This is a genomic window from Paenibacillus pasadenensis (genome assembly GCF_002864175.1).
In the GTDB taxonomy this organism is placed as follows: Bacteria; Bacillota; Bacilli; order Paenibacillales; family Paenibacillaceae; genus Paenibacillus_O; species Paenibacillus_O pasadenensis.
Genome location: NZ_NFEZ01000003.1, coordinates 608,270 through 634,696, shown reverse-complemented (window position 1 = coordinate 634,696; position 26,427 = coordinate 608,270). Strand labels below are relative to the sequence as shown.

Here is a 26,427-nt window from a genome sequence, read left to right as displayed (position 1 = left end):
ATGGCCAAGACGGATTGGAAATTCAACGATGTCGTCACCGAGGCGGATCTGAACGCGCTCGGCGGCGAGGTGAACGCCGCGTCCGCCCATGCGGCGTCGACGAGCGGCGCTCACGGGGCGACGAGCGAGGCGTCGCCAGGCAAGCTCATGCAGCGCGACTCCGCCGGCCGCGTCAAGGTGGCCGCCCCGGCGGCCGCTGATGACGTGGCGCGGAAGGCGGAGGTAGATGCGGCGATAGCAAGGGCAGACGCATCGACAGCTCCCCTGGCTGCGGAGCTCGAGGATCGGATTCCGACAGCCGTTACGCTTGTTCCGGGCGTGCAGACGGTCCAGGTGCCGCGTCCTGCGCCGCTTCGGATCAAGAGCATCAAAGGACGGACGCTAGTGAATTTGTTAGGGCGAGTTGGTAACTGCGAAGATTTAAGCAAATTCGCTGCAACTGGAGCAACTGTCGCTCTTAGTGCTTCAGATGTCTATAGCGGTACAACGTCCCTAAAGGTAACCGCTAACGCTACCACGGCCTTTGCTTATTCGACTCAGCAATTCAGCCTGATCGCAAACCGCTTCTACATCCTTGTCGGCATGGTGAAGAATGGGAATGCGGCATCCGGAAAAGTGTATTTGGGAGGCACGTCCGCTTCCAAGGGAGACACGATTGCAGCTACCAGCACAACTTCCTACACTCCTGTCTGGAGAGCTTATGCGCCAACATCTGGCGTCTCCGGCTTAACGCTGCAGCTCGCCGTGACTGGAGCAAACGGGCAGTACGTGTTTGGAGATGCATTCAGGCTTTACGAAATTACGATAACGGAGTATGCAGCTTTGGATGGTATGACAGCCAATCAAATCGCGGCTAAGTATCCTTACGTCGATGACTTCAAAAACGTCAACGGTATTTATATTCGTCAGATTGCTGCGCAGTCTGCTGATGATCAATATATCTTTTATCCGGATTGCCAGCTCGCTGCTAGTACGGACGGGAATGTATCTGACGAGTTGTATATGGATTCGGATGGGCGGGCGCGGGTCAAGCGACGGTTTCGGTCACTGGAATTGACTGGGGACATGGCGTGGACTTTTTTAGGAGCTGCAACAGGGTATAAGACCTTGCTCTGCAAAATTCATAATCCCTTGAAAGACACAGGGCAGGTTGTTAAATATGACGGTAAATTAACAACTCGTATTAATCAAGGCGCAAATCCAATAGGTGTCGATCAGCACGTTATAACGGATGAAAGTGATCCTTCTAATAAATCGGTCGTGGGCCTTTTTGTTGCAAATATAGATTCTGGTTGGGGCGACAACTATATACCGTCGACGGATGAAATTAAGGCGTATTTTAACGGCTGGGTCATGTATGACGGTTCAGTTGGAGCGAATTATGCACCTTTTAATGGATCGGGCAGTAAATGGTGGGCCTATCGCCTTTCATCGTGGACGCCGACCAATCGATCGGCATTAGGGGGTGGAGGGGAGAATTCGGTCCCCTCAGCTAACGTCTGGGGAAATGGTTTTGCTCCTTACCGCTTGCAGTACCAACTATCTACGGCAGTTGACGAGCCACTGAGATCTGAAGGTGGGATTCTGCAGTTAGCGGGTACGAACAATGTGGAGGTCGGTTGCGGGGGAATCGTTCGGGAACTCGCTAACATTAAGATAAATACTACGAACGGTTTCGCAGAAATCAATTCGACAGGGGCAAGTGGCACGTCCGATAGTCGCCTTTCTTTTCGATCCAAAAAAATACTTTCAATATTTCGCAATCGGACGTTGGATCGGAATTGGATTGCGCATGAGCTGGCTGATATTACCGATTACGGAGTCGACCGGGCTTACATTCGGCTTAGTGAGTACGAAGCATCCGCCGTATACGAGGTAACCTATCTTGCATTGGACACACATCTAATCGGCATCCCGCCTGCACAGATTAGCGCGGAGTACACGACCAACCTGCGGACGATCACGACCGATGCCTCCAAGGCAGCCGTGCAGCTGGCGCGGCGGGTTTCGGTTCTGGAATACGGGTCTGCGCAAGTCAAGCAGCCTCAATGGATTACGCCGACGCTACTCAATGGGTGGGGACCTTATTCAGACCAGGTCTACTCCACCTCATATCGAACTGCGCAGTATCGTCTTAATACAGATGGATCTGTTTCCCTGCGTGGAGTCATATCCGGAAGTACGGGAACTTCTACTACCGCTCTGTTTATCTTGCCTCCGAGTTGCCGACCTCTTTATCCGGAGACATTCATTGTACCTTATTCGGGAAGTGGTGTGGCTTACACCAATCCCGGTCGTGTAACAATTATGCCTAACGGCATGGTCGTAATCGCAAACGACTTGACAACCCACAGTCAGACGGCGCCGTTTTGGCTTGCCTTGTTCGGCGTTAGAATCGGAGGTTCTCAATGAAAGAAGCCATCATCACAGACCTTGACGGCCTGCTCGCGGATGTCGCCCTCGCGGACGACAGCGAGACGGGCTATTCGCCGATCTACGAGACGGCGGCCGTGGGCGGCGAGCCGGAGCTGATCGGCTATCGCGTAGCCGTGCCGGTTCCTGCCGGACTGTACCGGCCGCGCTTTGACAAGCTGGCGTACGACGAGCACCAAGAGGCGTTGAGGCTGCACTTATCCGCTGTGGCTGCTTGGGAGGCTCTGCCGGAGCACGAGCGGAGCGAATGGCCCCAGCAGCCGGATGTTCCTGCTTTTTGGGTCGAAGGGTTGACCCCGGAGGAAATCGCATCGCTGCAGTCGGGCACACATGAGATTTCTCCAGTCGAGCAGCTGCAAGCCGATAATGCCTTGCTTCTGCTTGATCTTGCCGAGACACAGGCGCGCCAAGCCCAGACGGAGCAGGACAACGCCATCCTATTGCTGGCGGTGGCGGAGCTGGAGAGCAGGCAGCGCCAGATGGAGCAGGATTATGCGGCATTGAGGCTTGCGGTTGCCGAAAGAGAGGTGAGCTAAATGGACTGGCATGCCACGATCAAACGATATTACGAGCTTGGCTGCTACTCCGCGGCGCAAGTCCGTCGTTTTGCGGAGCTCGGAAAACTCACTGCGGAGCAGGCCGATGCGCTGCTTGACACGGCTCGGCAGGAGGTCCCCGCCAGCGAGCCGTAACTCGCCGCAAAAGCCCCCCGTTCGAAAGGAGAAACCCGGCATGAGCAGACCCGAGAACCAGCTCCAGGCGATCGTATCCCAAGTGGTGAAGCTCGAGACGCTGCAGGAAGTCAACACTCGGGCTCTCGGCGAGTTGGCCTCCGGAGTCGCGCGGCTCATCGAACGCCTGGAAAAAAGCGACGAGACGGCGCGCGAGGCCGCCCAGAGGGCGCGCGCCGCGCATCACCGGATCGACGAGATCCGAGCCAGCATCGACGGCATCAAGCAGGGCCAGCGCTGGCTGATCACGACCTCGTTCACGCTTATCGGCCTGGCGGCCTCGCTGCTGGGCCTCGTTTTCAAAATACTCGAATAAAGCGAAGCCAAAGGAGGAAGCCAGATGGACTGGACGCTCATCCAATCGATGATCCATCCCGAGCTGGCCGGCGTCGTCGCCGTCTGCTGGATCATCGGCTACGGCCTCAAGCGGACGGCCGGCATCCGGGACTGGATGATCATCTACTTTGTCACCGCGGCCGGCATCGTCTTCGCCGGCTTCACGGCCGGCTGGACCGCCGACGGCGTCATGCAGGGCATCTTTTGCGGCGCCGTCGCCGTCTACGGCAACCAGCTTGTGAAGCAGACCGCGCAGGCGCTGCGCAAGGAAGACGCCCATGATTGACCTCGGCTATCCGATCGAGCGCCGCTACATCCGCATCCGTCCGCAGACGAGGCCGGGCCTTCGGCTGACCGCCGGAAGCCCGGCTTTTTTTGTCGCTCATGATACCGGCAACCCGGGCGCGACGGCCGACGCCCATTACCGCTATTTCGACCGCCAGACGGAGCGGATCGCTTCGGCCCATGTGTTCATCGACGACACGCGGATTTTGGAGATCATCCCGACGGGCACGGGAGACGACCCGGCGGAAAAGGCGTACCATGTGCAAAGGCAGGCCCCGGAGGACAACCGCCGCTTCGGCGCAGACGCCAACGACGCCGCGCTCGGCATCGAGCTGTGCTATGGCGGCGCGATCCGCTTCGAGGCGGCCTACGACCGCTATGTCGCTTATCTGGCCTATTGCTGCGCCAAGTGGAGCAAGGTTCCTTCGACGCATATCGTGAGCCACGGCCAGCTCGATCCGACGCGCAAGCGCGACTGCGAGCAGGCGCTGGCGACGGCCGGCCGCACGCTCGCCGATCTGATCCGCGACGTCGAGCGCAAGCTGGCGGCGGCCGTCCAAGCGGAGGAATCCTCCGCCCGCCCAGCCGAGCCTTCCTCCGCCGGCTCCAGCGGGCGGAATCAAGCAGGAGCGGCCGCCGATTCGGCCAAGACGCAGCAAGACGGCGCGACTGCGGCCTCTTCGCCGGCTGCCCTTTCTGCCGCCACCTGTTCCCATCTTGTCCGCTCCTACATCCAGCCGGCGTGGCACGAGCGTATCCAGGCGGGAGACAGCGAAGGCGCCGCGCACTACGCCCGCTTGGCCGAGCGCCTGCGCCGCTGCGTGGACGGAGAAAGGCTGCTTAAAAGCAACGCGCAGGAAATCATCGTCGGCTGGCTGTCCCCGGCTTGGTTCAAGACCCGCGCCAAGGGCGAGAATCCGGACCGCTTCCGCGCCATGGCGGACGAGCTGCGCCGCTGCGCGGCCATTCCCCCGAGCGGATCCGCGCTATGGTAAGATAAGGCTATCTTTTCTTCCTCTTCGAAAGGAGAAGCCGATGACTCCAAGCTCCCTTTTTCTGCTCGCTCTCTTCGCTCTGCTCGTCCTGTCCCTCGTATCGGCTCGAACGAAAACTCGCCGATCGGCGGAGCGTCCCTTGTCCTCCTCCAAAAATCCGCGTCGGAACGCGGTCGCCGAGGCCGCCCGCGAAACCGCCGGCTGGCTGGATCTCGGCGCCTTGCCGGACGCGCCGCTGCAAGCGACGGCGGCCAAGCTGGACAAAGCTTTGCCCGCCTCCTATGTCGAGCAGCTCCGGCAGCGCTATTTGACGGAGCATCCCGACTGCTCGCCAGAGCGGTTCGAGCTGCTGCTGCTGGAGCTGAAGCGCTATTTCGTGCTCTGCTCGCTGCTGCGTACCGTGCCGATGTTCGGCGACGAGGTGGACGGGGTCTGGCATGAGATGCTGATGTACACCCGCGAATACGAGCGCTTCGGCAAAGAACTGATCGGCGGACCGCTGCATCACGCGCCGGCGGCCGAAAGCGTCCCGGATCCCGGAGGTCGCGCCTGGTTCGATCTGGCCTATGCGGCGCTGTTCCGTTTCCACGCTTTCGCTCCTGTCGCCTGGGGAGCCTTTTTCCGCCATCCGCTCAATGCAAAGAGGCTGGAGCGGCTGCAGGACGCGGAGCCGCGAGAGCTGCGCTCGGAGCTGTTCCGTCCCGAAGCGGACGAGCGGCTCGTCTCCTATATGCTGGATAAGCTCCGCCGTCAGGCCGCCGACGCGCGCGAGGCTCGAAGCGCCGATCGCAGCGACTCGCCTGGCCGATTGTCCGGGAGCAGCTATGCCGATCCCGGCTACGGAGCGATGCTGGGAGGAGCGCTGCTCATGAGCTCGATGGGCGGCTCGTTCGACGAGCAGATGGAGCGGCATCTGCCGGAGGCGGAGCGCGAGCGTTCCCAAAGCGGCTGCTCGGCATCGGGCTGCGCGGGCGGCGACTCGTTCGACGAACGGGGAAGCGGCAGCTCGGACAGCGGCGGAGATGGCTCTTCCGACGGCGGTTCCTCCAGCAGCTGTTCCTCGAGCAGCTGCAGCTCGAGCAGCTGCTCGTCCAGCAGCTGCGGCGGAGGAGACTGACGAGGGACAGCGAACGTCCGGGCCGACGCCCTGCATGCAAAAGACCCCCTAGCCGCCTCATGGCGGCTAGGGGGTCTTTTCAATTTACATATAAATCTGCGTAATCTCCAGCTCCCGCTGCTCGGACAGGTCGAGGAAATCCTCGCCGACCTGGATGAGCGGGCGGAAAAACTCGCTCGGATGCGTCATGATGAAGGTTCCGAACTGTCCGTTGTCGAGCTCGACGCTTTTGCCGATGAAGTTCGGAATCATATGGCGGATGAACGTGTGGGTCGTGTGCGGATCCAGCTCGTGGAAGCTCATGCGGTACAGCTCGCGCAGCACGTAGAGCAGGTCGCGCTTCTGCTGGTAGGAGCGGGTGGAGATCATGGCGCTGTACACGTCCGCGACGGCGACGATCTTGGCGATCGGGGAAATCTCGATGCCGTCGATGCCGTGAGGGTAGCCGGTGCCGTCCATGCGCTCATGATGCTGGAGAGCGGCGGAGGAGAGGAACGGATCGTCGTAGGTGCTGAGGATGATCTCTTCGCCGTACAGCGTGTGGCGCTTGATCTCGCGGTACTCCTCGCTCGTCAGCTTCTCCGGCTTGTTGAGGATGTCCTTGGAGATTCGGCATTTGCCGATGTCGTGCAGGAAGCCGGCCTTGCCGATGCGCGCCGCCTCTTCCTCCGGGAAGCCGAGCCAGGAAGCCAGGTAGTAGGACAGCATGCCCACCTGGACGGAATGCTGGTACGTATAGTCGTCGTCCGTATTGAGCAGCAGCAGCATCGAGACGACGTCTTTCTCCATCTGGAAGCTGGACATGAGCGGACCGAACGACCGGTCCACGTCCTCTTCGCTCACTTTGCCTTCTTCCAGCGCCTTGCGGAAAAGATCCTCGCAGCCGGAGATGGCGTTCTCGTAAAGGGGCTTTATGGACGGCAGCCAGCGCGGCGGCAGGCCGGACTCGATCGTCCGGTATCCGGCGGCGACAGGCGCCTCCATCTCGACCTCCACATAGTCGATGCTGTGCTGCGTCAGCTTGGCGATCTCGTAGGAGGTCAGCCGGGTTCCTTTGGCCATGACATTCAAGCCAAAATGGTTGAAGGCGTCGCTAGACAGCAGATCGCCTTCCTTTAGATCGGAAATATGAACCCTCATGGTGCACCTCGGCAAGGTTAGTCTTGGACGGCATCGTGCCGTCTGCTACTATTGTCGGATCTGAAAGCGGGGCAATATCGTTCGTCCGACCTATTATCATCCTAGTATATCGGCATAAACGGCTTTCGCTTTAATAGGATCTTCCAAGCCTTGGATGAGCGCTCTCGAATCGGGGAAAAAGACGACCGAAATCCGCTCGTCCCGCTCGTACCGGAGCGAGTAGGGAGTCAACCGGACTTCTCCCGCCATCGCGAGCCGTTCGGCCAGCGCGGGCAGATCGAGCGGCCGGCTGCGGGCCGGCCGGATCTGCACGGTGGCGCGCCCGCACAGCGCCGCCGCCATGTCCTCCTCCGGCTCGAGAAACGGAAATTCGCGGCGTCCGCAGCATTCGCAGTCGGAGCGCCTGGCTCCGGCTACGCCGAGCGGCATCCACGAGTTGCGCCAAAGATCCAGCTGCAGCAGGTCTCCCCGCATCTCCTCGCGCCGGCCGGAAAGCCACTTGATCGCCTCCATCGCCTGCAGCGAGCCGATCACGTCGACGAGCGGCGAGACGACGCCTGCCGTCTCGCAAGTATCCGCCAGCCCCGAGGCGGGCGGCTCGGGGAAGAGGCAGCGGTAGCACGGACCGGCGTCCGGCAGCACGCTCATCGTCATGCCCCCGGCTCCGACCGCGCCGCCGTAAATCCAGGGAATGCCGGCGCGCACGGCATAGTCGTTGAGGAGATAGCGAGTGTGGAAATTGTCCGTGCCGTCGAGGATCAGGTCCGTACCCCCGAGCAGCTCGTCGGCGTTGCCGGCATGCAGGTCCGCCGCATAGGCGCGGATGGAGACGCTGCTGTTGGCGCGGCGCAGCTTCGCCGCGGCGGCCTCCGCCTTGGGTAGGCTGGAGGCGGCATCGTCCTCGTCGTACAGCAGCTGCCGCTGCAGGTTGCTGAGCTCCACGATGTCGCGGTCGATCAGCCGCAGCTCGCCGACGCCGCCGCGCGCCAGATGCGAGGCGATGACGCAGCCGAGCGCGCCGACGCCGACGACGGCGACGACGGAGCCTCCGAGCCGCTGCTGGCCGTCCGGGCCGATCGGCGCGAAACGCGTCTGGCGGATGTAGCGGTCTGGGAGCGCCGGCCGGCTGCCTTCGCTCATTCGGATAGCTCCCGCTCGGCTCCGACCGCAGCCGCGGCTTCTTCCGCAGGAAGCTTGTCCGAGGCTGCGGGCGGGACCGGCGGAGCCAGGTCCGAGAGCGGATTCCAAGGCCCCGTCTGATGTCCTTTCCACTCCGAGCCGTCCTCCCACACTTCCTTCTTCCAGATCGGAACGATCTGCTTGAGGCGCTCGATCGCGTAGCGGCTCGCCTCGTAGGCGGCCGCCCGATGCGGCCCGGAGACGGCGATGACGACGCTCGCCTCGCCGATGCCGACGACGCCGATGCGATGATGGATCGCGCAGCGCGTGCCCGGCCAGCGCTCGTCCAGCTCGCGGCGGATCTGCTCCAGCGTGCGCAGCGCCATCGGCTCATAGGCTTCGTACTCGAGCTTGACCGTCCGCTGTCCGGCGGTCCACTCGCGGGTCGTGCCGATGAAGACGATCGCCGCCCCGTGGTCGGGATGCTCGACCAGCGAAGCGACCTCGGCCGCGTCGAGCGGCTCGGCGCAGATGCGGCAGGCGGCTGCCGCCGCGATAGGAGCGCCGCTGCCGTCGCCGCCGGATACCGGCGGCAGCAGCGCGAGCTCGTCGCCGCAGCGGACGAGCTCGCCGTCGGCGGCATAAGCTTCGTTGCGGGCCGCGAAGCAGACGGCGATCAAGCCGGCGTGGGCGGGATAGGCCTCGCTCAGCGCGGCCTTCAGCTCGCCGACGGTCATCTCGGACCGGTCGGATGAGAGCTCGGCCTGCCGCGTCCCGAGACGCTCCGGCAAGCCGGCGAACAAAGCGATGCTCCAGCTGTAGCTCATGGTAGATAACCTCACCTGTCCCCGCGGGGTTTTGCTTCCAGCATATCATAAGTCCGCCAAAAATGATAAACTGATAGACACGAAACTGCAGGCTTCCGGCAGGAAGCCCGGCCGAGGGGGAAACGCGATGCTGAGGGACCGATTCGGAAGAATACACGACTATTTGCGCATCTCGGTGACGGACCGCTGCAACCTGCGCTGCCTCTACTGCATGCCCGAGGAAGGAATGGAGTTCGCCGACTCGTCCGAGCTGCTGAGCTACGACGAAATCGTCCAGGTCGTCGAGGCCGCGGCCGGCCTCGGCTTCCGGAGGTTGCGCATCACCGGCGGCGAGCCGCTCGTGCGGCCGGGCCTGGACGGTCTGATCCGCCGGCTCAAGGCGATCCCCGGCATCGAGGAGATCTCGATGACGACGAACGGCATGCTGCTCGCGAAGCAGGCGGCCGCGCTGAAGGCGGCCGGCCTCGACCGCGTGAACATCAGCCTCGACACGCTGGATGCGGCCCGCTTCCGCTTCATCGCGCGGCGCGGCGGGCTGGAGCAGGTGCTCGCGGGCATTCGCGCGGCCGGCGAAGCCGGGCTCGGCCCGATCAAGCTGAACTGCGTGCTGCTGAAGGGCATCAACGAGGACGAGATCAAGAGCTTCCTGCGCCTGTCCGTCGAGCAGCCGCTCCATGTGCGCTTCATCGAATACATGCCGATCGGCCATGCCGACGAGCAGTGGCGCAGGACGTACCTGCCGCTGACGGCGGTCATGGACGCGGCGCGCGAGCTCGGCCTGCCGATGGCTCCGCTCGAGGAGCTCCGGGGCAACGGCCCTTCGGAAAACTGGGCGTTCGAGGGGGCGGCCGGCTCGTTCGGCCTGATCCATCCGGTCAGCGACCGTTTCTGCGCGCGCTGCAACCGGCTCCGGCTGACGGCGGACGGCAGCCTGCAGCCTTGCCTCTACTGGGTGGACGAACTGAACGTCAAGCCCGCGCTCGGCAGCCGCGCGGCGCTCGAGGCGCTGTTCCGGCGCGCCGCGGACATCAAGCCGGAGAACCATGAGATGGCGGCGAGGCTGCACGGCGAGGCGCTCAGCCATAGCCCGACGTCGCGGCGGATGTCGCAGATCGGCGGCTGAGCAAGAGTGCAGCGGATAGGAGAGATGGAGCATGGCAAAGGAAATTGAAATCCGGCAGCAGCGTCGGGGCGTCCGGGCCGCTGCGCCCGAGTCGCTCTCGGCGCGCATGATGGCGGAGCAGGCCGGCGCCGTCTTCCCGCTGTTGGAGCGGGTGCCGGACGGCAGCGGCGAGGCTTTCGGATTGATCGACTGGCATCGGGGCTGGCTGGAGCAGGCGGCCGCAGCCGGCAGGGAGGACGTCGTCGCGGCGCCGACCCATGTGAAGGTCGTCGCGGATGACCGCTTCGAAGCGGTCATTTCTTGGCGCGAGGCCGCTCAGGCGGCGTTTCTGTTCGCCCGCGAAGGCGTGCCGCTGGAGCGCGAAGGGCCGCTGCGCCTCTATGTGCCGGACGGCAGCAGCAAATGCCTGAACGTCAAGCGGGTCGTCTCGCTGACGCTGCTGGAGGAGCCCGAGCTCGGCGGCGACGCTGCGTACGGCTTCAAGTCGGATTTTTCGCCGGAGGACCTTAGGAAACGCCGCTGAAGCCGCCCGCCGGCCGGCACGCAGGCGAAAAAGGGCAGGCATGGAAGGAGCGCGCGCATGGAACGATCAACGGACAACAAACGAAGCCGGCTGCTCCTGCTGCACAGCAACGACGTGCACAGCCGCCTGGAGGAGGCGGGGCGGATCGCCGCCGCCGTCAAGGACGCGCGCCGGGATGAGGGCGAGCAGGGCGTGCTGTACGTCGACATCGGCGACCATCTCGACCGGATGCGGCAGGAGACCGAAGGCACCGGAGGCTCCGTCAACATCGCGCTGCTGAACGCGGCGGGCTGCGAGGCGGCCGTGCCGGGCAACAACGAAGGGCTGACGTTCACCCGGGACGAGCTGGAGCGCATCTACGCGGGCGCCCGCTTCCCGATCCTCTGCTGCAATCTGCTCGATGCGCGCACAGGCGAGCGGCCGGAGTGGCTGCTGCCCGGGACGGTGCTCGTCAAAAACGGGCTGCGCGTCGCGCTGATCGGCGCGACTGCGGCCTACCCGGCCTTTTACAGCCTGCTCGGCTGGACCGTCACCGATCCGCTCGAAGCGGTCCGCGAGCAGGTCGGCCGCCTGCGCGGGGCGGCGGACGCGGTCGTCGTGCTGTCGCATCTCGGCTTGCCGGTGGACCGCCGGCTGGCCGAGGAGATCGACGGCATCGACGTCATTCTCGGCGGCCATACGCATCATCTGCTGGAGGAGCCGGAGAGCGTCCGCGGCGCGCTGCTGTGCGGAGCCGGCAAGTTCGGCGAGCGGCTCGGCCTCGTCGAGCTCGGCCTCGATCCGTCGAGCGGGCGGCTCGAGGCGGCCGGCCGCCTGCTGCCGATCGCCTCGCTGCCGATCGACGAGGAGGCGGCCGAGCTGCTGAGCGAGCACGGCGAGACGGCCCGGCGCGAGCTGTCGCGTCCGGCCGCCACGCTCGAGCGGCCGCTCGAGCTCGACCCGGCCCGCGAATCGCCGCTCGCGAACCTGCTGGCGGCCGGCGTGCGCGAGTGGACCGGGGCGGACATCGGCCTCGTCAACGCCGGGCAGCTGCTCGGCGGGCTGCCGGCCGGAGAGATCAGCGAAGGGCTGCTGCATGCGCTATGCCCGTCGCCGGTCAATCCTTGCCGCATGCGGCTCGTCGGCCGGCGCATCCGCGAGGCCGTGGAGCAGTCGCTGCAGCCGGAGTTCTACGGCAAGGAGCTGCGCGGCTTCGGCTTCCGCGGCACGGTGCTCGGCACGCTGGCCGTGGACGGGCTTGAGATCGACTGGAGTCCGGCCGCGGACGGAGGCGGCCGGATCGTGTCGATCCGCTGCGGCGGCCGCGAGCTGGAGGACGAGCGCGAGTACGACGTCGGCACGCTGGACATGTTCACCTTCGGCGCCGGGTATTTGCCGCTCAAGGAAGGGCGGGACGTCCGCTATTTTTTGCCGGAATTCATCCGCCAGGTGCTTGCCGCCGAGCTGAACAAGCCGGAGGCGCTGCGGCGCTGCGGCGAGCCGAGGTTCAGGCTCGTTCGCTGATCTGTCGAATTGACGCCGATCGGCTCGAAAAACGCTGTCGAATCTAATGTTTTTCCTCGTCGATGTCGATAGATAACAGGATAGGATTCTAATCGTACCCAGGGAGCGACCCGTCCATGATACTGATGCCCCTAAGCATGTGCCGGCCCGGGATGAGGCTGGCCAAAAAGGTTCTCTCCGGGGAGGGACTCGTCCTGCTTGGCGAAGGCTTCGAGCTGACGAGCCGGCTCATCGAGCGGCTCCAGGAATGCCAGATCAATTTCCTTTTCATCCAGGACGAGGCGACAGACGACATCCTGATCAACGAGCTGATCAGCGAGGATACGATGCGGGTCGCGATGACGGAGATCCGGGCCAGCTTCCGGCAAATGATGGATTTGCCCCAGCGCAGGCGCGGAGCGGCCTATCCGTTCGTCGGACCGCAGCTGCGCGACGTCATGAATCGGGTCATCGACGACCTGTCCGCGCATAAGGAATCCGTCGTCATGCTCATGAACATGGCGTCGGTGGACAATTATCTGTACCAGCATTCGTTCAACGTCTGCGTCTACTCGACGATGCTCGGCATCCATCACGGCTACTCGCGCGACGAGCTGACCGTGCTCGGCATGGGAGCGCTGCTGCATGACGTCGGCAAGACGATGGTGCCGGTCGAGCTGCTCAAGAAGCCCGGTCTGCTGACGCGGGAAGAATTCGAAGAGATGAAGCGCCATACGGAATACGGCTACGAGCTTCTCCGCCATGAGGCGGGCGTGCCGGCCGCCGCCGCGCTGTGCGCGCTGCAGCATCACGAGCGGCTCGACGGCAGCGGCTATCCGTTCGGCCTCAAGGGCAAGGAGATCCACGAGTTCTCCAAATGGATCGGCATGGTCGACTCGTACGACGCGATGACGACCAACCGGATCTACCGCGAGCCGATGCTGCCGCATCAGGCGGTCGAGGCGCTGTACGCCGGCACCGGCACCCAGTACGAGCAGTCGATGGTGCAGCTGTTCCGCGACAAGGTCGCCATCTATCCGGTCGGCATGACGGTCCGCCTTAAGACCGGCGAGATCGGCGTCGTCGTCGACGTGCGGCCGAGCTGCCCGCATCGGCCGGTCGTGCGCGTCCTGCGCGACGACGAGGGCGTGCGGCTGCGCGCGCCGTACGAGATCGACATGTCGCTGCAGCTTACCCGCATGATCGCCGGCGTCAACGACGAGTTGCCCGAGGCGCAGCTTGCGGGCGCGCCGTCCTGATCGTTCCGGCAGCATCAGGCAGCGGTTTCGGGGAGCCTTCGGGCTCCTTTTTTTGCGTTGGCCGCGCCCGGCGGTTTGATTCGATCGGGAAGGGGAAGTACAATAAAGGCCAAGTGTTTCATTAATAAACGATAAGGTGCTGGATCGAACATGAACCCAGAAATGACGCTTCAACCGCTGCTGACGCCGCTGTCCCCGCAAAACGACCCGTGGGACCCGCTCGGCAGCCTGGAGCGCTTCGGCCGACATGCCCTGACGAGCGTCGAATTCACGGTCACGAACCTGTGCAACATGCGCTGCGAGCATTGCGCGGTCGGCGACACGCTGACGATGCGCGAGCCGGACAAGCTGCCGCTCGAGCTGATGCTCTCGCGGCTCGACGAGGTCGAGCAGCTGCAGACGATCAGCATCACCGGCGGCGAGCCGTCCTATTCCGAGCGGACGGTGCGCGACTATATCGTGCCGCTGCTGAAGTACGCTCGCAGCCGCGGCATCCGCTCCCAGCTCAACTCCAACGTCACGCTCGACTATTCGCGCTACGAGCTGATCGCTCCTTACCTTGACGTCATGCATATCTCGTTCAACTACACGTCGGCGGACGACTTCCATGAGGTGGGCTTCGCGCGCTCGGGCCATTCGGTGCCGCGCTCGGCCGCGGTCCGGATGTACGAGCGGATGATCGACAACGCGCGCCGGCTGAGCGACGCGGGCGTGCTCGTCTCCGCCGAGTCGATGATCAACTACCGCACCTGGCGCAAGATGCCGGAGATCCACCGGCTCATCCGCGAGATGGGCTGCGAGCGCCATGAGGTGCATCCGATGTATCCGAGCGCCTGGGCCGGCGATCTGCCCGCACTGAGCAAGGAGCAGATGCGTCAGGCGGTGGAGGAGCTGCTCGACGCGCGCGACCCGCAGCTGTGGATGCTGTTCGGCACGCTGCCGTTCTACTCGTGCAGCTCCGATCCCGCCGACCGCGACCTGCTGGCGCGGCTCGGGCGCGAGCCGAACGTGACCGTGCGCAACGATCCCGACGGCCGCAACCGGCTCAACGTCAACCTGTTCACAGGCGAGGTGTTCGTGACGGACTTCAGCGACATCCCGGCGTTCGGCAACGTGCAGGACGAGCGGCTCGACGACGTGTTCGCCCGCTGGCTGGACCATCCGCTCAGCCGCAGCGTCAGCTGCCATTGTCCGGCTGCCGCCTGCTGCGGTCCGAACCTGCTCGTGAAGCAGATGTATTACGAAGAGGTCGATTTCATGAAGCAGAAGGCCGTGCTCTAGGGCGGTGTTTGCAAACACGCCCTGGCCGGCGCATTCTGCCCGTAACGGAGGCCGAACGTCATGACAACCGAGTTCCATCCGGGCGATATCGCGCTGAACCTGCTCGTCGTCGTCGTGCTCGTGCTGCTGAACGGCTTTTTCGTCGCGGCGGAGTTCGCCCTCGTCAAGGTGCGGACGACCAGGCTGACGCAGCTCGCCTCGGAAGGCAGCAAAAAAGCCGGCTACGCGCTGCGCATCGCCCATCGCCTCGACGCCTATCTGTCCGCGACTCAGCTCGGCATCACGCTCGCCTCGCTCGGCCTCGGCTGGGTCGGCGAGCCGGCGATCTCCCATCTGATCGCCGAGCCGCTGCTGCACCGAATCGGCATCGCCGACGAGACGGTCGTCTCGACCGTGTCCATCGTCATCGGCTTTCTCGTCATCACGTTCCTGCACATCGTCATCGGCGAGCTGGCGCCGAAGTCGCTCGCGATCCAGAAGTCCGAGGGCGTGTCGCTCTGGCTGTCCGCGCCGCTGCTGTTCTTCTATGCGATCTTCAAGCCGGCGATCCTGCTGCTGAACGGGGCGGCGAACCGGCTGCTGCGGCTGATCGGCATCGAGCCGGCGAGCGAGCACGAGTCGGCCCATACCGAGGAGGAGATCCGGCTGCTCGTCAACCAAAGCGCGCAGAGCGGCATCATCGACGACAACGAGATGAAGCTTGTCGGCAATGTATTCGACTTCGCGGACCTGCTGGCGCGCGAGGTGATGCTGCCGCGGACGGACATGGACTGCCTGTTCACGACGCGCTCGCTCGAGGAGAACCGCGAGATGGTGTATCGGACCCGGCATACCCGCTATCCCGTGGCGATTGAGGAGAAGGACCAGATCATCGGCTTCGTGCACATCGCCGACCTGCTGACTGCGGACCGCGGCAGCGTGCCGGATCTGCGCAAGCTGATCCGGCCGGTGCTGAACGTGCCGGAGTCGATGGAGGTCAGCCAGGTGCTGCAGCTCATGCAGGCGCGCCACAGCCAGCTCGCCGTCGTCGTCGACGAGTACGGCGGCACGGCGGGCATGCTGACGGCCGAGCTGATCCTCGAGGAGATCGTCGGCAAGATCCATGACGAGTTCGACGAGGCGCCGCCGGCGATCACGGTCCAGGGGGAGGCGACGACCGTCGACGGCCGCATGCTGATCGACGACATCAACCGCCTGCTGCAGCTCGATCTCGAGGACGAGGAGGTCGATTCCATCGGGGGGTGGATGTTCCGCCGGCTGGGCGGCACCCCCGAGCAAGGCAAGAAAATCGGCTATCGCGAATATACATTCGAGGTAGCGGAATGCCAGCCTCTGCGCGTGCTGCGCGTCCGCATCTACCGCAATCCCGAAGCCGCTGCAGATCGGGACGAGCCGGCAGAGGAGAGCTAGCGCGGAGCGTCCGGAGAGCTTCTTTTCGGGAGCCCGGCAGCGGCCAGCCTCGCCGGAAGGGAGATCTGCGGGGACTGCAGCCCCGGGGAGAATGGCTTTGCCGATCAAAACGCTCGTTTTCATTGCCGTAGGCTTGCTGCTGCTGTACCTCAGCTTCACCGTCGGCGCGCCGTTCCTGCTCGCGCTTGTCGTCGCCATCTTTTTGGAGCCGCTCAACCGGCTGCTGATGCGCAAGGCCGGCATGAGCCGGCTCGCGGCCGCGGCCGCGAGCAGCACGCTGTTCACCGTGCTGCTGCTGGCGCTTGCCGCCGGCATCGGCTTCAAGCTGGCGGCGGAGCTGATCGCCTTTTGGAACCGCGCGCCGGCGATGGTGGCGGATGCGAACGTCTTTTTCCGAGAAAAGTTCGAGCATGCCAAGGATGTCTACATGACGATCCCGCCGGAGACGGCCGTGCAGCTGGAAAAGGTGCTAAACGGGCTCGCCAGCTCGCTGACGGGCATGGCGACCGCGCTCTCAGGCTCGGTCGTCGCCGTCGCCTCGGGCCTGCCGGGAATGTTCATCTTCACGATCGTGTTCCTCGTCGCGGTGTACATGTTCAGCTTCGGCCTCGACACGATGAGGGCGTCGTTCCTGTCGCTGTTCCACGAGGACTCCCAGCCGCAGCTCGGGCAGGTGCTCGACAACCTCAAGGACTCGATCTTCGGCTTCCTGCGCTCGCAGCTGCTGCTCAGCCTCGTGACGTACGTCCTGACGCTGATCGGCCTGGCGAGCATGGGCATCGACTACGCGATGGCGATCGCGCTGCTCGTCGTTGTCGTCGACATCCTGCCGATCCTCGGCACCGGGTCGGTGCTCGTGCCGTGGGCGGCCTACATGCTGCTGGCCGGCCACAGCGGCACCGCGTTCGGCCTCGTGCTGCTGTTTCTCGTCATCACCGTCGTGCGGCGCATCATCGAGCCCAAAATTCTCGGCGACTCCGTCGGCATCGGCGCGATCTCCGCGCTGATCAGCCTTTATGTCGGCTTCAAGCTGGTCGGCGTCATCGGCGTTTTTCTCGGCCCGCTCGTCGTCATCATCTACATGGCGGCGCGCAAGGCCGGCCTGTTCCAGCTCAAGATCCGCCTGTAGCCGCCTTCGGCGCAGGCGAAAAAGCCCGCTTTTCCCGACTGTCGGGAGAAGCGGGCTTTTTTGGCGCGCACGGCCTTCCTCAAGGGAACCGCCTAAGGCGACGGGGCGCGGGCCGGCTCCCTTCCGCGCCGTCCGCTTCGCGCGAACGGCAGGTAGAGCAGCAGGAACAGCAGCAGCGCGACGGCCTCGAGCGACAGGATGTACCACGGGTACGGGCCGAGATAGTCGAGCAGCGACGAGCTCGGCGGCTTGCGGGCGAGGAACATGTAGTTCGCTCCGGTCAGCCGGTTGACCGCGAACACGAAGGCGGCGATCGCGTTGACCGCTCCCCAGGCGATGAACGGCGAGCGCAGCGTCGGGCGGAAGCCTTCGACCCAGACCATGTAGAGGGCCGCCAGGAGCAGCAGACCGTGCGCGGCAAAAAACTCGAGGAAGCGGAAATGCGGAAACGCATAGCCGAGCACGGGCGTGGCAAGCGCCTGCAACGCGCCGCCGATCGCGGTGAAGTAGACGATCTGGAACAGCAGCCGGCTGCGCAGCAGCAGCATGATGACGGACAAATAAAGCGAGATGCTGCACAGCTCCAACGGAAGGGTGGCCTCCGGGCGGAACACGCCGTTCGAGACGTACCAGACGTTCAGCAGAATCTCGCAGGCGGCGAGCAGTCCGGCCAGCGCGTAGCGACCGGACGCGGGGCGGCGGCGGGCCAGCGGCCCGCGGAAGGCGAACAGCAGCAGGACCGCGGCGAAGATGAGTCCGAGGCTGATCAGATGGGCAGGACTGTAGGCGACGAAGCGCTCGGTAATGTCGGAATCGAACATGGCGACCTGCCTTTCGGACGGAGTTGGGAGGAGGCGCAGGGAGCGCGATCGCTTCTACTTCGCCGTAGCCCCGGCAAAGTCCTATCGGATGGCATCGCCAAAAAGTAAAAGGCAAGTTGGATAAGCCCCGGCTCATACGCTTTAAGGAGCAGCACAGCATCCGGCCTGCAGCCGCTGCGTCGACAGAAGGAGGCTCGGCCGGGCAAGGAGGCAGGACATGAGGCTACAGGCAGCAAGAGGTATGTTCGGAGGCGGCCAGGGCGGTTATGCCGGCCAGCCCGGCGGCGTCGCGTATGGCGCCCCGGCCTATGCCGGCGGGGCCCCTGGCTTCGGCGCCCCGCAGCAGGCTTACCGCAGCGAGGCGGAGCTGGCGGCTGCGGCCGCTTACGGCCAGCCCGCATACGGCGCGGCGGCGGGCTACGGAGCGCAGGCGGGAGCAGCGGGCGAGCTGCCGCCGCCGGGCGTGCCGGGAGCCGGCTACAGGGAATGGCTTCCCTTTCGGGGAGCATGCGATCCGTGCCCGCCGATCGGCGTCAGGCGGTATGTCATTCCGCCGAATCAGTACATCCTGTACCAGCCGACGGGGTTGCCTCAATATCCGCTCGAGGAGGCGCTGCGCCTCGGCACGCTGTGGCCGGCGCTGTACAGTCCTTATGAGCCAGGCTGCGGAAGGAGCTGAACGGATTCGATGAGCGAGGAGCAGCAGAAGCAGGCATTCGACAAGGAGGCCTATCAAGCCGGACTGAAGGAGCTTCAGGTGCTGGATTTTGCGCTGGTGGAGCTGAACCTGTACTTGAACACGCATCCGGGGGACTTGCAGGCGATCCAGCAGTTCAACCAGCTGGCGCAGAAGCGGCAGGCCGTGGCGCAGCAGTTCGAGCTGCAGTTCGGACCGCTGGTCAATTTCGGCAACAGCTATTCCCGGTATCCTTGGCAATGGAACGAGACGCCGTGGCCTTGGCAGGTATGAGCATGGACGATCGGCGCGGAGCGGCGGAGCGGCCGCCCGGCCCGGCGGAGCGGCATGCGGCGCTGGCGGCGGAGCCGGGATGCAGCAGAGCCTGCTCCCGCCCGTGTCCGCGCAGGGAGGCGAGGGCCCGGGCCGAGGCGGCGGAGCGCGCGCCGCAGGCGGCCGGGCATGGACAAGAGCAACAATCGCGGATAGACGCCAGCGAGGGGGGATGAGGGCATGTGGCTGTATGAGAAGAAGCTGCAATATCCGGTAAAAGTCAGCAAATGCGACCCGATGATGGCGAAGTTCCTCGTCGAGCAGTACGGCGGCGCGGACGGCGAGCTCGCGGCGGCGCTGCGCTACCTGAACCAGCGGTATACGATTCCGGACAAGGTGATCGGCGTGCTGAACGACATCGGGACGGAGGAATTCGCGCATCTCGAGATGATCGCGACGATGATCTACAAGCTGACCAAGGACGCGACGCCGGAGCAGCTGCGCGAGGCGGGCCTCGGAACCGACTTCGTCAATCATGGCGGGGACTTGTTCTACAACAGCGCGGCCGGCGTGCCGTGGACGGCGACCTACATCGCGGCCAAAGGCGATCCGCTCGCGAATCTGTACGAGGATATCGCGGCCGAGGAAAAGGCGCGGGCGACCTATCAGTGGCTCATCGACTACACCGACGACGTCGACTTGCAGGACAGCCTGAAGTTCCTGCGCGAGCGCGAGATCGTGCATGCGATGCGCTTCCGGGAATCGGTCGAGATCATCAAGGCGGATATGGGGCAGAAGAAGATTTACTGACGGCTGCCCGACATAACAGGAAGGCACGGACATAGAAGCAGACGGAAAAAACGCCCGGAGGCAGGCTCCCGGCGTTTTTGCGCATAATCAGGGAATGATGCGGTCAAAGATGGACGGACGATGGCCGCCGCCATGGAAGCCGCCGCCGCCGTGGAAGCCGGGGCCGCCGTGAAAGCCCGGGCCGCCCGGCCCGAAGCCGGGACCGCCCGGGCCCCCAGGGCCGAAGCCAGGACCGCCGGGGCCGAAGCCGGGACCGCCCGGGCCGTGAAAGCCGGGACCGAAGCCCGGACCGAAGCCGGGACCGAAGCCGGGACCGAAGCCGCCGATCGGCAGCGGTATCGGCAGCGGCAGCACCTCCGGATAAGGAGGGTAGGGATACGGGTACGGATAAGGATAGGGATAGGGAGGATAGGCGGGCGGTACGGGAACAAAGGACATGGGATGCGCCTCCGTTGCAATGGGATGCTACAGCTTATGCGCGGGAGGGCTGGGAGGACACTCGCCTATTTGATCGCCGGCTTCCAATAGGCAGATTTTGGCTTGCTAACCGGGACTGGAGCCGCTACATTCATGTCAACGGGCAACGATTGCCGATCATGCCGCATGGACGGGGGGACAGCGCGATGGACAGAGAGCTGCGGGAAGAGATGGATCTGGCTTTGCTCTGGGACAAGGTGGAGGAAGCGGTGTACGTGCTGGATCCGGAGTGGAGGTTCATCTATGCGAATCGGATGACCGAGCATTTTGCGGGCAAGCCGCGGGAACAGCTGATCGGCACTCTGCTGTGGGATCTGTTTCCGGCGAATTGGGTCGAGCGGGCGAAGCCCGTCTTCGAGCAAGCAGCTGCGACGGGACGCTCGTCCCGCTTCGAGGAATATTCTCCCGAGTCCGACCGCTGGTACGCCGTGCAGGCGCTGCCGCTGCCCCCGGGGCTGGCCGTCGTCTTGCGCGAGATCACGGCGGAGCGCAAGAACAGCCAGCGTCTCGACCAGCGCTATGAGTCGCTGTTCCGGCAAAATCAGGACTCGGTGTTCCAGATGGATCTGGAAGGGCGCTTCGTGCTCGTCAATCCCGCGATGGCCGCGATCACCGGCTATTCGGAGAGAGAGCTGATCGGCAGCAGCTTCGAGCCGCTGCTTCATCCGGACGAGCTTCCTGAGGCGAGGGAGCACTTCCGGCTCGCCGCTGCCGGCCAGCCTCAGTATCGCGAATATCGGATCATCAACAGCCAGGGGCATGAGCTGTACGGGCAGGTGACGAAATTCCCGATTGTCGTGGACGGGCATGTGATCGGCATTTTCGGCATGGGCAGAGACGTCACGCTGCAGAAGCGGAGCGAGCTGAAGATCCGGGAAGCCGAGCGGCGGCTGCGGTCGCTGATCGCCCATCATTCGGATGCGATTCTGGAGCTGGACAACGACGGAAAAGTGAGGGAATGCAATCCTGCCGGTCTGAAGCTGCTCGGAGCGCAGCCGGAGGAGCTGGCCGGGATGCGGCTTGACGAGCTGATGAAGCTCGACGAAGAGAGGAGAGACGAGCTCACCCGGCTCTGGGATGGCGCCGATTGCCAGATGTCTCCGCTGGCGCTGCCGTTGCCGCTGCGGAGCGGAGAAACGATTTTGGCGGAGGTGGAGTTCGTGCCGATCCTGATCCATGGACAGCGGGACGGCGCGTATTTGATCCTCAAGGATCTGACGCAGAAGCTCGAGACGGAAAAGCTGCTGCTCAAATCGGAGAAGCTGCAGACGGCGGGCCAGCTCGCCGCGGCGGTCGCGCATGAGATCCGCAACCCGCTCACCTCGCTCAAAGGCTTCGTCCGGCTGCTGGAAACCTATAACGAAAGGCCGGAGAAAGCCTACATGTTCCAGATTCTGCAGGAGGAGATCAGCCGCATCGATTCGATCACGAACGAGCTGCTCATGCTGGCCAAGCCGCAGAAAAGCATCGTGAAGCAAGTGCGCTTGGACGGCATTCTGGAAGCGGTTGCAACGCTGATGAGCCCGCAGGCGCTGCTCAAGAGCATCGAGCTGAGGCTGGAGCCGCTTCCGGAGGCGGTCGTGCTCGGAGAGGAATACGGGATCAAGCAGGTGTTCGTCAACCTCGTCAAGAACGCCATCGAGGTCATGGAGCAGGGTGAGATCCGCATCGAGCTGGAGGCCGCTGCGGAGGGTTGGCATGTGCGCGTGGCCGACGAGGGCGGAGGCATGCCGGAAGAATGCCTCGACCGGCTCGGCGAGCCGTTCTATTCCACCAAGGAGAAGGGGACGGGGCTCGGGCTGATGGTGACGAAGCGCATTCTGGAAGCCCATGACGGCACGATCGAGTTCCGCAGCCGCAGGCATGTCGGCACGGTCGTGGAGGTGTATCTGCCTCGGGAAAGCCCGCTGCAGAAGCGTCGGATCGCGGAAGCGGGCGAGCTGCCGGGCGACCGGCTGCGCCTTGCCGGGGCGGACAGGCTGGGCTATAGTGGGAAAAGCGAGGAAAGGGGAGAACCGGGATGACGGAACAAGCGGCCGGAAACGTGCGGCTCGAGCGGCCGGAGGCGATCCTGTTCGACATGGACGGAACGCTGCTGCAGACGGAGACGCTGCTGATGGAGGCGCATGGGCGCATCTTCGCGGCGCTGCGCGAGGAGGGACTGTATGCGGAGCCGGAGCCGCCGGTGGAGGCTCTGCTCGGCTGCCTCGGCATGCTGCTGGAGGACATCTGGCTCAAGCTGATGCCGACCGCGTCCGAGGCGGCCCGCGAGCGCGCCAACGAGCTGCTGCTGCAGTTCGAGCTGGAGGAGCTGGCGGCCGGCAAAGGCGTGCTGTACGAAGGCGTAACCGAGACGCTCGCCGAGCTGCGCGCGAGGGGAATCCGGCTGTTCGTGGCGAGCAACGGCCTGCAGCCTTATGTCGAGGGCATCGTCCGGCACAAGCGGCTGGAGCCGCTGTTCGACGGCCTTTACACGGCCGGCGGCCGAGGCACGGCGACCAAGGCAGAGCTCGTCCGCCTGCTGCTCGCAGAGCATGGCGTCGCCCGCGCCTGGATGGTCGGCGACCGCTCCTCGGACGTCGATGCCGGCAAGCGCAACGGCTTGCCGGTCGTCGGCTGCGATTACGCCGACTTCGGCGCGTCGTCCGAGCTCGACGGGGCGGATGTCCGCATCCGCCGCTTCGGCGAGCTGCTGGAGCTGCTCGGAGAGTAGAGCGGCCGTCAGCCGGGGAGCGCGGCTGGACGTAGAGAAGCAAGGCGGGACGCCCGAGCGCGGCGCCGGCTGCGGAAAGCCCGCGGCCGGATTGCAAACGGAAAACCAGGACGAGGCCGGGAAGCGGCTTCGTCCTGGTTTTTTGATGTACGTATCTTTTCGTGTACAGCCGCTTTGCGGAGGAGCTGCGCCTTGGGGAGTCCGTAAGCCGATTTTATCGGGTTGCAGCCCGAGGAGCGAGCTCCGGGGAGTCCGCAAGCCGATTTTTTCGGGTTACGGCCCGAGAATCGCGCTCCGGAGAGTCTGCAAGCCGATTTTATCGGGTTGCAGGCCGAGGATCGCGCCCCGGGGAGTCCGCAAGCCGATTTTATCGGGTTGCAGCCCGGGGATCGCGCCCCGGGGAGTCCGTAAGCCGATTTTTTCGGGTTGCAGGCCGAGGATCACGCCCCGGGGAGTCCGTAAGCCGATTTTATCGGGTTGCGGCCCGAGAATCGCGCCCCGGGGAGTCCGTAAGCCGATTTTTTCGGGTTACGGCCCGAGAATCGCGCCCCGGGGAGTCCGTAAGCCGATTTTTTCGGGTTACGGCCCGAGGATCGCACTCCGGAGAGTCTGCAAGCCGATTTTATCGGGTTGCAGGCCGAGGATTGCGCCACGGGGAGTCCGTAAGCCGATTTTTTCGGGTTACGGCCCGAGAATCGCGCCCCGGGGAGTCTGGCCGATTGACGGATTCCGTCTACTCCCCGTTCTCCTCCGTCTGCGGCGCGGCCGCTGTGTCGACTTGCTCGGCCGACGGATCGGCCTGCTTCGCCGACGAATCGGCCTGCTTTACCGATGGATCGGCCTGCTTCGCCGCCGTATCGGCCGGCGCGGCAAGAGGCTCAAGCTCCGCCTCATCCATGTCAGCGGAAAGAGCGGAACTCGCCGGCGCCGGGACGGAGCGGATCGTCGGCTTGTTCGCCGCGAACGGACCCGATCCGGCCAGCGGTCTCGGCTTGCGCCGTCGATTCGGCGACTCGTTCTCCTCGCGCCGCCCGCCAGGCGGCTGCTTCGAGACGCGTCCCTGCGCGCCGCCTGCCGCCGAGCGCTTGCCGCCGTCCGCGGCCGCGCTGGCCGCGCCGCTTTTGCCGCTGCCTGCCGCCGATCCGGCCGCGCCGCTTTTGCCGCTGCCTGCCGCCGATCCGGCCGGACCGCTTCTGCCGCTGCCTGCGGCCGCCCCGGCCGGGCTGCGGCTGCCGCCGGGCTCCGCATTCCGGTGCTTCGAGCCGGAGCCGAGCGTCGCCGCTTCGTCTGCCGCCGGCCCCGAGCCGACCGGCTGCGCGCCGCCCAGGCTTGAACCGGTCGTGCGCGAGCCCGTCGTCCTCGATCCGGCCGTGCGCGAGCCTCTCGTGCGCGACCCGGCCGTGCGTCCGCCTGTCGTGCGGCCGCCGGACTTGCGTCCGCGTCTCGAGTAGAGGTACAGCGCGTACTCCAGCGGCTTCACGATGGCCCGCTCATAGGTCGCGAGATCGCCGCTCTGGCGGAACACCTCGCGCGCGGGCTTCGGATTGACCTCGAGCAGCCAGATGCCGCCTTTCTTGTCGATCGCCAGGTCGAGCGCCAGCTCGCACAGGCGGCCGTACTGCCGTTCCAGATGGGCCGCGACTTCGACGCCGAACTGCTCTGCCTCGCGGCGTACGGACGCGGCCAGCTCCTCGTCGCCGACCCAGGAGGAGAGCAGCTCCTCCATGCGCATCGCCTTGCCGCCGCCGTGCAGGTTGGAGGTGATGCTGCCCGCCGCGCCGACCCGGCCCGCGCAGCCGGTCGGCTCCCATTCGCCGCGGCCGTTCTTCTGCACGAGCAGCCGGTAGTCGTGGACGCGGCCGCTCGGCAGCTTGATCATGATGCCCTGCTGCACGATGTACTTGCCGCCGCCGAGGCTCCAGGAGGAAAGCCGCTCCTGCAGCGCGGCCGCTCCGACCTTCTGCGGCCGGATGATGCGCCGAGACTGATCGCGTCCTTGGATGAGATAGACGCCTTCCTTCTGCCGCTCGATCCGCAGGATGCCGCGCCCGCCCGTTCCGTTGATCGGCTTGAGGAAGACGAGCGGGAAGCGGCGCAGCATGTCGGCCAGATCCTTGTGTCCGGCATACATCACGGTCAGCGGCTGCCGTCCTTGAAACCGGCTTTGCGCGGCCAGCGTCTTGTACACGGTCCATTTGTTGCGCAGCATCCGGTTGAGGAAGGTCAGATGGCCGTAGCGGGAGCGGAATTTCTGAAGCTGCTCGAAGCGGTAGCTCTGCTGGATGCGGCAGCGGTCGAAGATCATATGGGGAAAGGAGGTCCAGCGCCGCGACCACGTCTTCGACGACGGATCGTAGATCATCGCCTGGATCCGGTTCTTCTCGTAATCGACGTCGGCAGGCGTGAAGACGAACACGTCGAGCCCCATTTTCTTGCCGGCGACGATCATCCGCTGATAGATCGGGCGCTCCTCGAGCGCCTTGTTCTCATTGAGGTATAACGTTAAGATGCCGAGCACCGGCTGAGCCATGATCATCCCTCCTTGCAGCAGCGGGCTTTTTCGGAAGGAGCTCGCGGCCGGAAGGCCGGGAGGAGGGGGTTCGCGCCGCGCCTGCGGTGCGCGCTGCTTTCGTCGCCCCCGCCTCGGACCGCCCTACCTGGGACCGCCCCACCTGGGACCGCCCCACCTGGGACCGTTCCGCCTGAGGCCAAGCCGCCTCGGACCGCTCCGCCTCGGACCGCCCCACCTGGGACCGCTCCGCCTGAGGCCAAGCCGCCTCGAACCGCTCCGCCTCGGACCGCCCCACCTGGGACCGCTCCGCCTGAGGCTGAGCCGCCTCGAACCAAGCCGTCTCGAACCGCTCCGCCTGAGGCCGCTCCACTTCGAAACGCTCTACCTCAGACCGACCCGCCTGGGAACGCGCCGCATTGACTTGCGCCGTCTCAATCCGAGCCGCCTCGCGTAGCGCCTCCGCCCGCGCTGCGCCGTCTTGCGCGCCTTGCGCGGCAAGCGCGCCGGCGCCGCTGCGGAACACGAGCGTCGGCTTGCCGGTCGGGCCGTCCTCCAGCGCCACTGCGGCCATGCCAGCGCGGAAGCACATCTTCATGCTCGCGGCGTTGTCCGCGGCGACGCGGCAGTCGAGCGCTCCCCACGTCCGCTGCAGCTCGCGCAGCAGCCGGCTGCCGGCTCCTCGGCCGCGGCAGGGCGGCGAGACGGCGACAAGGCAGGCCTCCCGGCCTGCCTTGCGGGCAAAGGCGATGCCCGCCGGACGTCCCTGCTCCAGCAGGACGGCCAGCGCCGCCGCCGGAGCCCCTCCGCCCGCGGTCTCCAGCTCCTCCGCCCGCAGCTCCTTCAGAGCCGCTAGGCCCGCCGCCGAGAGCCGTCCGCCGCCCCAGGCGGCCATCAGCCGCAGGAGCGGCTCCCGGCTGCGGGTCCATTGCTTCGGTGTCAGAAGCATTGCCTTCAT

General features: G+C 64.9%; 26 protein-coding genes. 19 read left to right on the top strand and 7 right to left on the bottom strand.

Going from position 1 to position 26,427, the window contains the following annotated elements:
* Genes B8V81_RS06355 through B8V81_RS06325 form a run of 7 tightly spaced genes read left to right on the top strand, consistent with a single transcriptional unit; the run spans position 1 to position 5,897 of the window.
* Positions 1 to 2,412: a hypothetical protein gene (locus tag B8V81_RS06355; protein ID WP_028599140.1), complete on the top strand. Its 2,412-nt coding sequence runs from the start codon at positions 1 to 3 to the stop codon at positions 2,410 to 2,412.
* On the top strand, positions 2,409 to 2,969 hold the full coding sequence (locus tag B8V81_RS06350) for a hypothetical protein (protein WP_052333302.1): 561 nt from the start codon (positions 2,409 to 2,411) through the stop codon (positions 2,967 to 2,969). The genes B8V81_RS06355 and B8V81_RS06350 overlap by 4 nt, the downstream gene beginning before the upstream one ends.
* A complete protein-coding gene (locus B8V81_RS06345) occupies positions 2,970 to 3,125 on the top strand; it encodes an XkdX family protein (protein WP_084137341.1) in 156 nt (51 codons plus the stop codon).
* Positions 3,126 to 3,165: 40 nt separating this feature from the next.
* The gene (locus tag B8V81_RS06340; RefSeq protein ID WP_028599139.1) at positions 3,166 to 3,480 is read left to right on the top strand and encodes a hypothetical protein; all 315 of its coding nucleotides are present in this window, start codon (positions 3,166 to 3,168) and stop codon (positions 3,478 to 3,480) included.
* Between the two features lie 24 nt (positions 3,481 to 3,504).
* On the top strand, positions 3,505 to 3,786 hold the full coding sequence (locus B8V81_RS06335) for a phage holin family protein (protein ID WP_101807991.1): 282 nt from the start codon (positions 3,505 to 3,507) through the stop codon (positions 3,784 to 3,786).
* Complete coding sequence (locus tag B8V81_RS06330) at positions 3,779 to 4,780, top strand: peptidoglycan recognition protein family protein (protein ID WP_101807990.1); 1,002 nt, start codon at positions 3,779 to 3,781, stop codon at positions 4,778 to 4,780. Before B8V81_RS06335 ends, B8V81_RS06330 begins: the two co-directional genes overlap by 8 nt.
* Before the next feature lie 40 nt (positions 4,781 to 4,820).
* Positions 4,821 to 5,897, top strand: coding sequence for a glycine-rich domain-containing protein (locus tag B8V81_RS06325; protein WP_101807989.1), 1,077 nt, complete (start codon positions 4,821 to 4,823; stop codon positions 5,895 to 5,897).
* A gap of 84 nt (positions 5,898 to 5,981) precedes the next feature.
* On the opposite strand, the gene B8V81_RS06320 is transcribed toward B8V81_RS06325, so the two are convergent.
* The 3 genes from B8V81_RS06320 to B8V81_RS06310 all read right to left on the bottom strand — a co-directional run bounded on the left by B8V81_RS06320 (position 5,982) and on the right by B8V81_RS06310 (position 8,983).
* Positions 5,982 to 7,037 (bottom strand): HD-GYP domain-containing protein, encoded by a 1,056-nt coding sequence (locus B8V81_RS06320; protein WP_101807988.1) that lies wholly within the window; start codon positions 7,035 to 7,037, stop codon positions 5,982 to 5,984.
* 96 nt (positions 7,038 to 7,133) lie between these two features.
* Entirely contained in the window at positions 7,134 to 8,177 is a 1,044-nt protein-coding gene (locus tag B8V81_RS06315; RefSeq protein ID WP_101807987.1) for a ThiF family adenylyltransferase, read from the bottom strand.
* The gene (locus B8V81_RS06310) at positions 8,174 to 8,983 is read right to left on the bottom strand and encodes a molybdenum cofactor biosynthesis protein (RefSeq protein ID WP_101807986.1); all 810 of its coding nucleotides are present in this window, start codon (positions 8,981 to 8,983) and stop codon (positions 8,174 to 8,176) included. The genes B8V81_RS06315 and B8V81_RS06310 overlap by 4 nt, the downstream gene beginning before the upstream one ends.
* A gap of 127 nt (positions 8,984 to 9,110) precedes the next feature.
* Here B8V81_RS06310 and moaA point away from each other — a divergent pair, with 127 nt between their 5' ends.
* The 7 genes from moaA (at position 9,111) to ytvI (ending at position 17,190) form a co-directional block, all read left to right on the top strand.
* Positions 9,111 to 10,106 (top strand): GTP 3',8-cyclase MoaA, encoded by a 996-nt coding sequence (moaA, locus tag B8V81_RS06305; protein WP_101807985.1) that lies wholly within the window; start codon positions 9,111 to 9,113, stop codon positions 10,104 to 10,106.
* 31 nt (positions 10,107 to 10,137) lie between these two features.
* Entirely contained in the window at positions 10,138 to 10,629 is a 492-nt protein-coding gene (locus B8V81_RS06300; protein WP_101807984.1) for a hypothetical protein, read from the top strand.
* A 57-nt stretch (positions 10,630 to 10,686) separates the two neighbouring features.
* Positions 10,687 to 12,132 carry a bifunctional metallophosphatase/5'-nucleotidase gene (locus B8V81_RS06295; protein ID WP_101807983.1) on the top strand — a complete coding sequence of 482 codons (1,446 nt, stop codon included), beginning with the start codon at positions 10,687 to 10,689 and terminating at the stop codon, positions 12,130 to 12,132.
* A gap of 116 nt (positions 12,133 to 12,248) precedes the next feature.
* Complete coding sequence (locus tag B8V81_RS06290; RefSeq protein WP_028599130.1) at positions 12,249 to 13,370, top strand: HD-GYP domain-containing protein; 1,122 nt, start codon at positions 12,249 to 12,251, stop codon at positions 13,368 to 13,370.
* Between the two features lie 150 nt (positions 13,371 to 13,520).
* A complete protein-coding gene (gene yfkAB, locus B8V81_RS06285) occupies positions 13,521 to 14,651 on the top strand; it encodes a radical SAM/CxCxxxxC motif protein YfkAB (RefSeq protein WP_052333300.1) in 1,131 nt (376 codons plus the stop codon).
* A 60-nt stretch (positions 14,652 to 14,711) separates the two neighbouring features.
* A complete protein-coding gene (locus B8V81_RS06280; RefSeq protein WP_101807982.1) occupies positions 14,712 to 16,061 on the top strand; it encodes a hemolysin family protein in 1,350 nt (449 codons plus the stop codon).
* Positions 16,062 to 16,158: 97 nt separating this feature from the next.
* A complete protein-coding gene (ytvI, locus tag B8V81_RS06275; protein ID WP_028599127.1) occupies positions 16,159 to 17,190 on the top strand; it encodes a sporulation integral membrane protein YtvI in 1,032 nt (343 codons plus the stop codon).
* Positions 17,191 to 17,282: 92 nt separating this feature from the next.
* Here ytvI and B8V81_RS06270 read toward each other — a convergent pair whose 3' ends face one another.
* Positions 17,283 to 18,011: a YwaF family protein gene (locus B8V81_RS06270; protein WP_101807981.1), complete on the bottom strand. Its 729-nt coding sequence runs from the start codon at positions 18,009 to 18,011 to the stop codon at positions 17,283 to 17,285.
* A 463-nt stretch (positions 18,012 to 18,474) separates the two neighbouring features.
* Between B8V81_RS06270 and B8V81_RS26245 the strand changes: the two genes are divergently transcribed.
* From B8V81_RS26245 to B8V81_RS06250, 3 genes are all read left to right on the top strand, one after another.
* The gene (locus tag B8V81_RS26245) at positions 18,475 to 18,690 is read left to right on the top strand and encodes a spore coat associated protein CotJA (protein ID WP_028599125.1); all 216 of its coding nucleotides are present in this window, start codon (positions 18,475 to 18,477) and stop codon (positions 18,688 to 18,690) included.
* 9 nt (positions 18,691 to 18,699) lie between these two features.
* A complete protein-coding gene (locus B8V81_RS06260; RefSeq protein ID WP_028599124.1) occupies positions 18,700 to 18,981 on the top strand; it encodes a spore coat protein CotJB in 282 nt (93 codons plus the stop codon).
* A gap of 219 nt (positions 18,982 to 19,200) precedes the next feature.
* Positions 19,201 to 19,770: a manganese catalase family protein gene (locus B8V81_RS06250; protein ID WP_028599122.1), complete on the top strand. Its 570-nt coding sequence runs from the start codon at positions 19,201 to 19,203 to the stop codon at positions 19,768 to 19,770.
* A gap of 87 nt (positions 19,771 to 19,857) precedes the next feature.
* On the opposite strand, the gene B8V81_RS06245 is transcribed toward B8V81_RS06250, so the two are convergent.
* Positions 19,858 to 20,208 (bottom strand): hypothetical protein, encoded by a 351-nt coding sequence (locus B8V81_RS06245; protein ID WP_052333299.1) that lies wholly within the window; start codon positions 20,206 to 20,208, stop codon positions 19,858 to 19,860.
* A gap of 185 nt (positions 20,209 to 20,393) precedes the next feature.
* On the opposite strand from B8V81_RS06245, the gene B8V81_RS06240 reads away from it, so the two are divergent.
* Both B8V81_RS06240 and B8V81_RS06235 read left to right on the top strand, forming a co-directional pair.
* A complete protein-coding gene (locus B8V81_RS06240; protein WP_052333298.1) occupies positions 20,394 to 22,271 on the top strand; it encodes a PAS domain S-box protein in 1,878 nt (625 codons plus the stop codon).
* Entirely contained in the window at positions 22,268 to 22,960 is a 693-nt protein-coding gene (locus B8V81_RS06235) for an HAD family hydrolase (RefSeq protein WP_043111399.1), read from the top strand. The genes B8V81_RS06240 and B8V81_RS06235 overlap by 4 nt, the downstream gene beginning before the upstream one ends.
* 733 nt (positions 22,961 to 23,693) lie before the next feature.
* On the opposite strand, the gene B8V81_RS26115 is transcribed toward B8V81_RS06235, so the two are convergent.
* Positions 23,694 to 25,490: a YheC/YheD family protein gene (locus B8V81_RS26115; RefSeq protein ID WP_101807979.1), complete on the bottom strand. Its 1,797-nt coding sequence runs from the start codon at positions 25,488 to 25,490 to the stop codon at positions 23,694 to 23,696.
* On the bottom strand, positions 25,447 to 26,427 hold the full coding sequence (locus tag B8V81_RS25965) for a GNAT family N-acetyltransferase (RefSeq protein WP_052333297.1): 981 nt from the start codon (positions 26,425 to 26,427) through the stop codon (positions 25,447 to 25,449). The genes B8V81_RS26115 and B8V81_RS25965 overlap by 44 nt, the downstream gene beginning before the upstream one ends.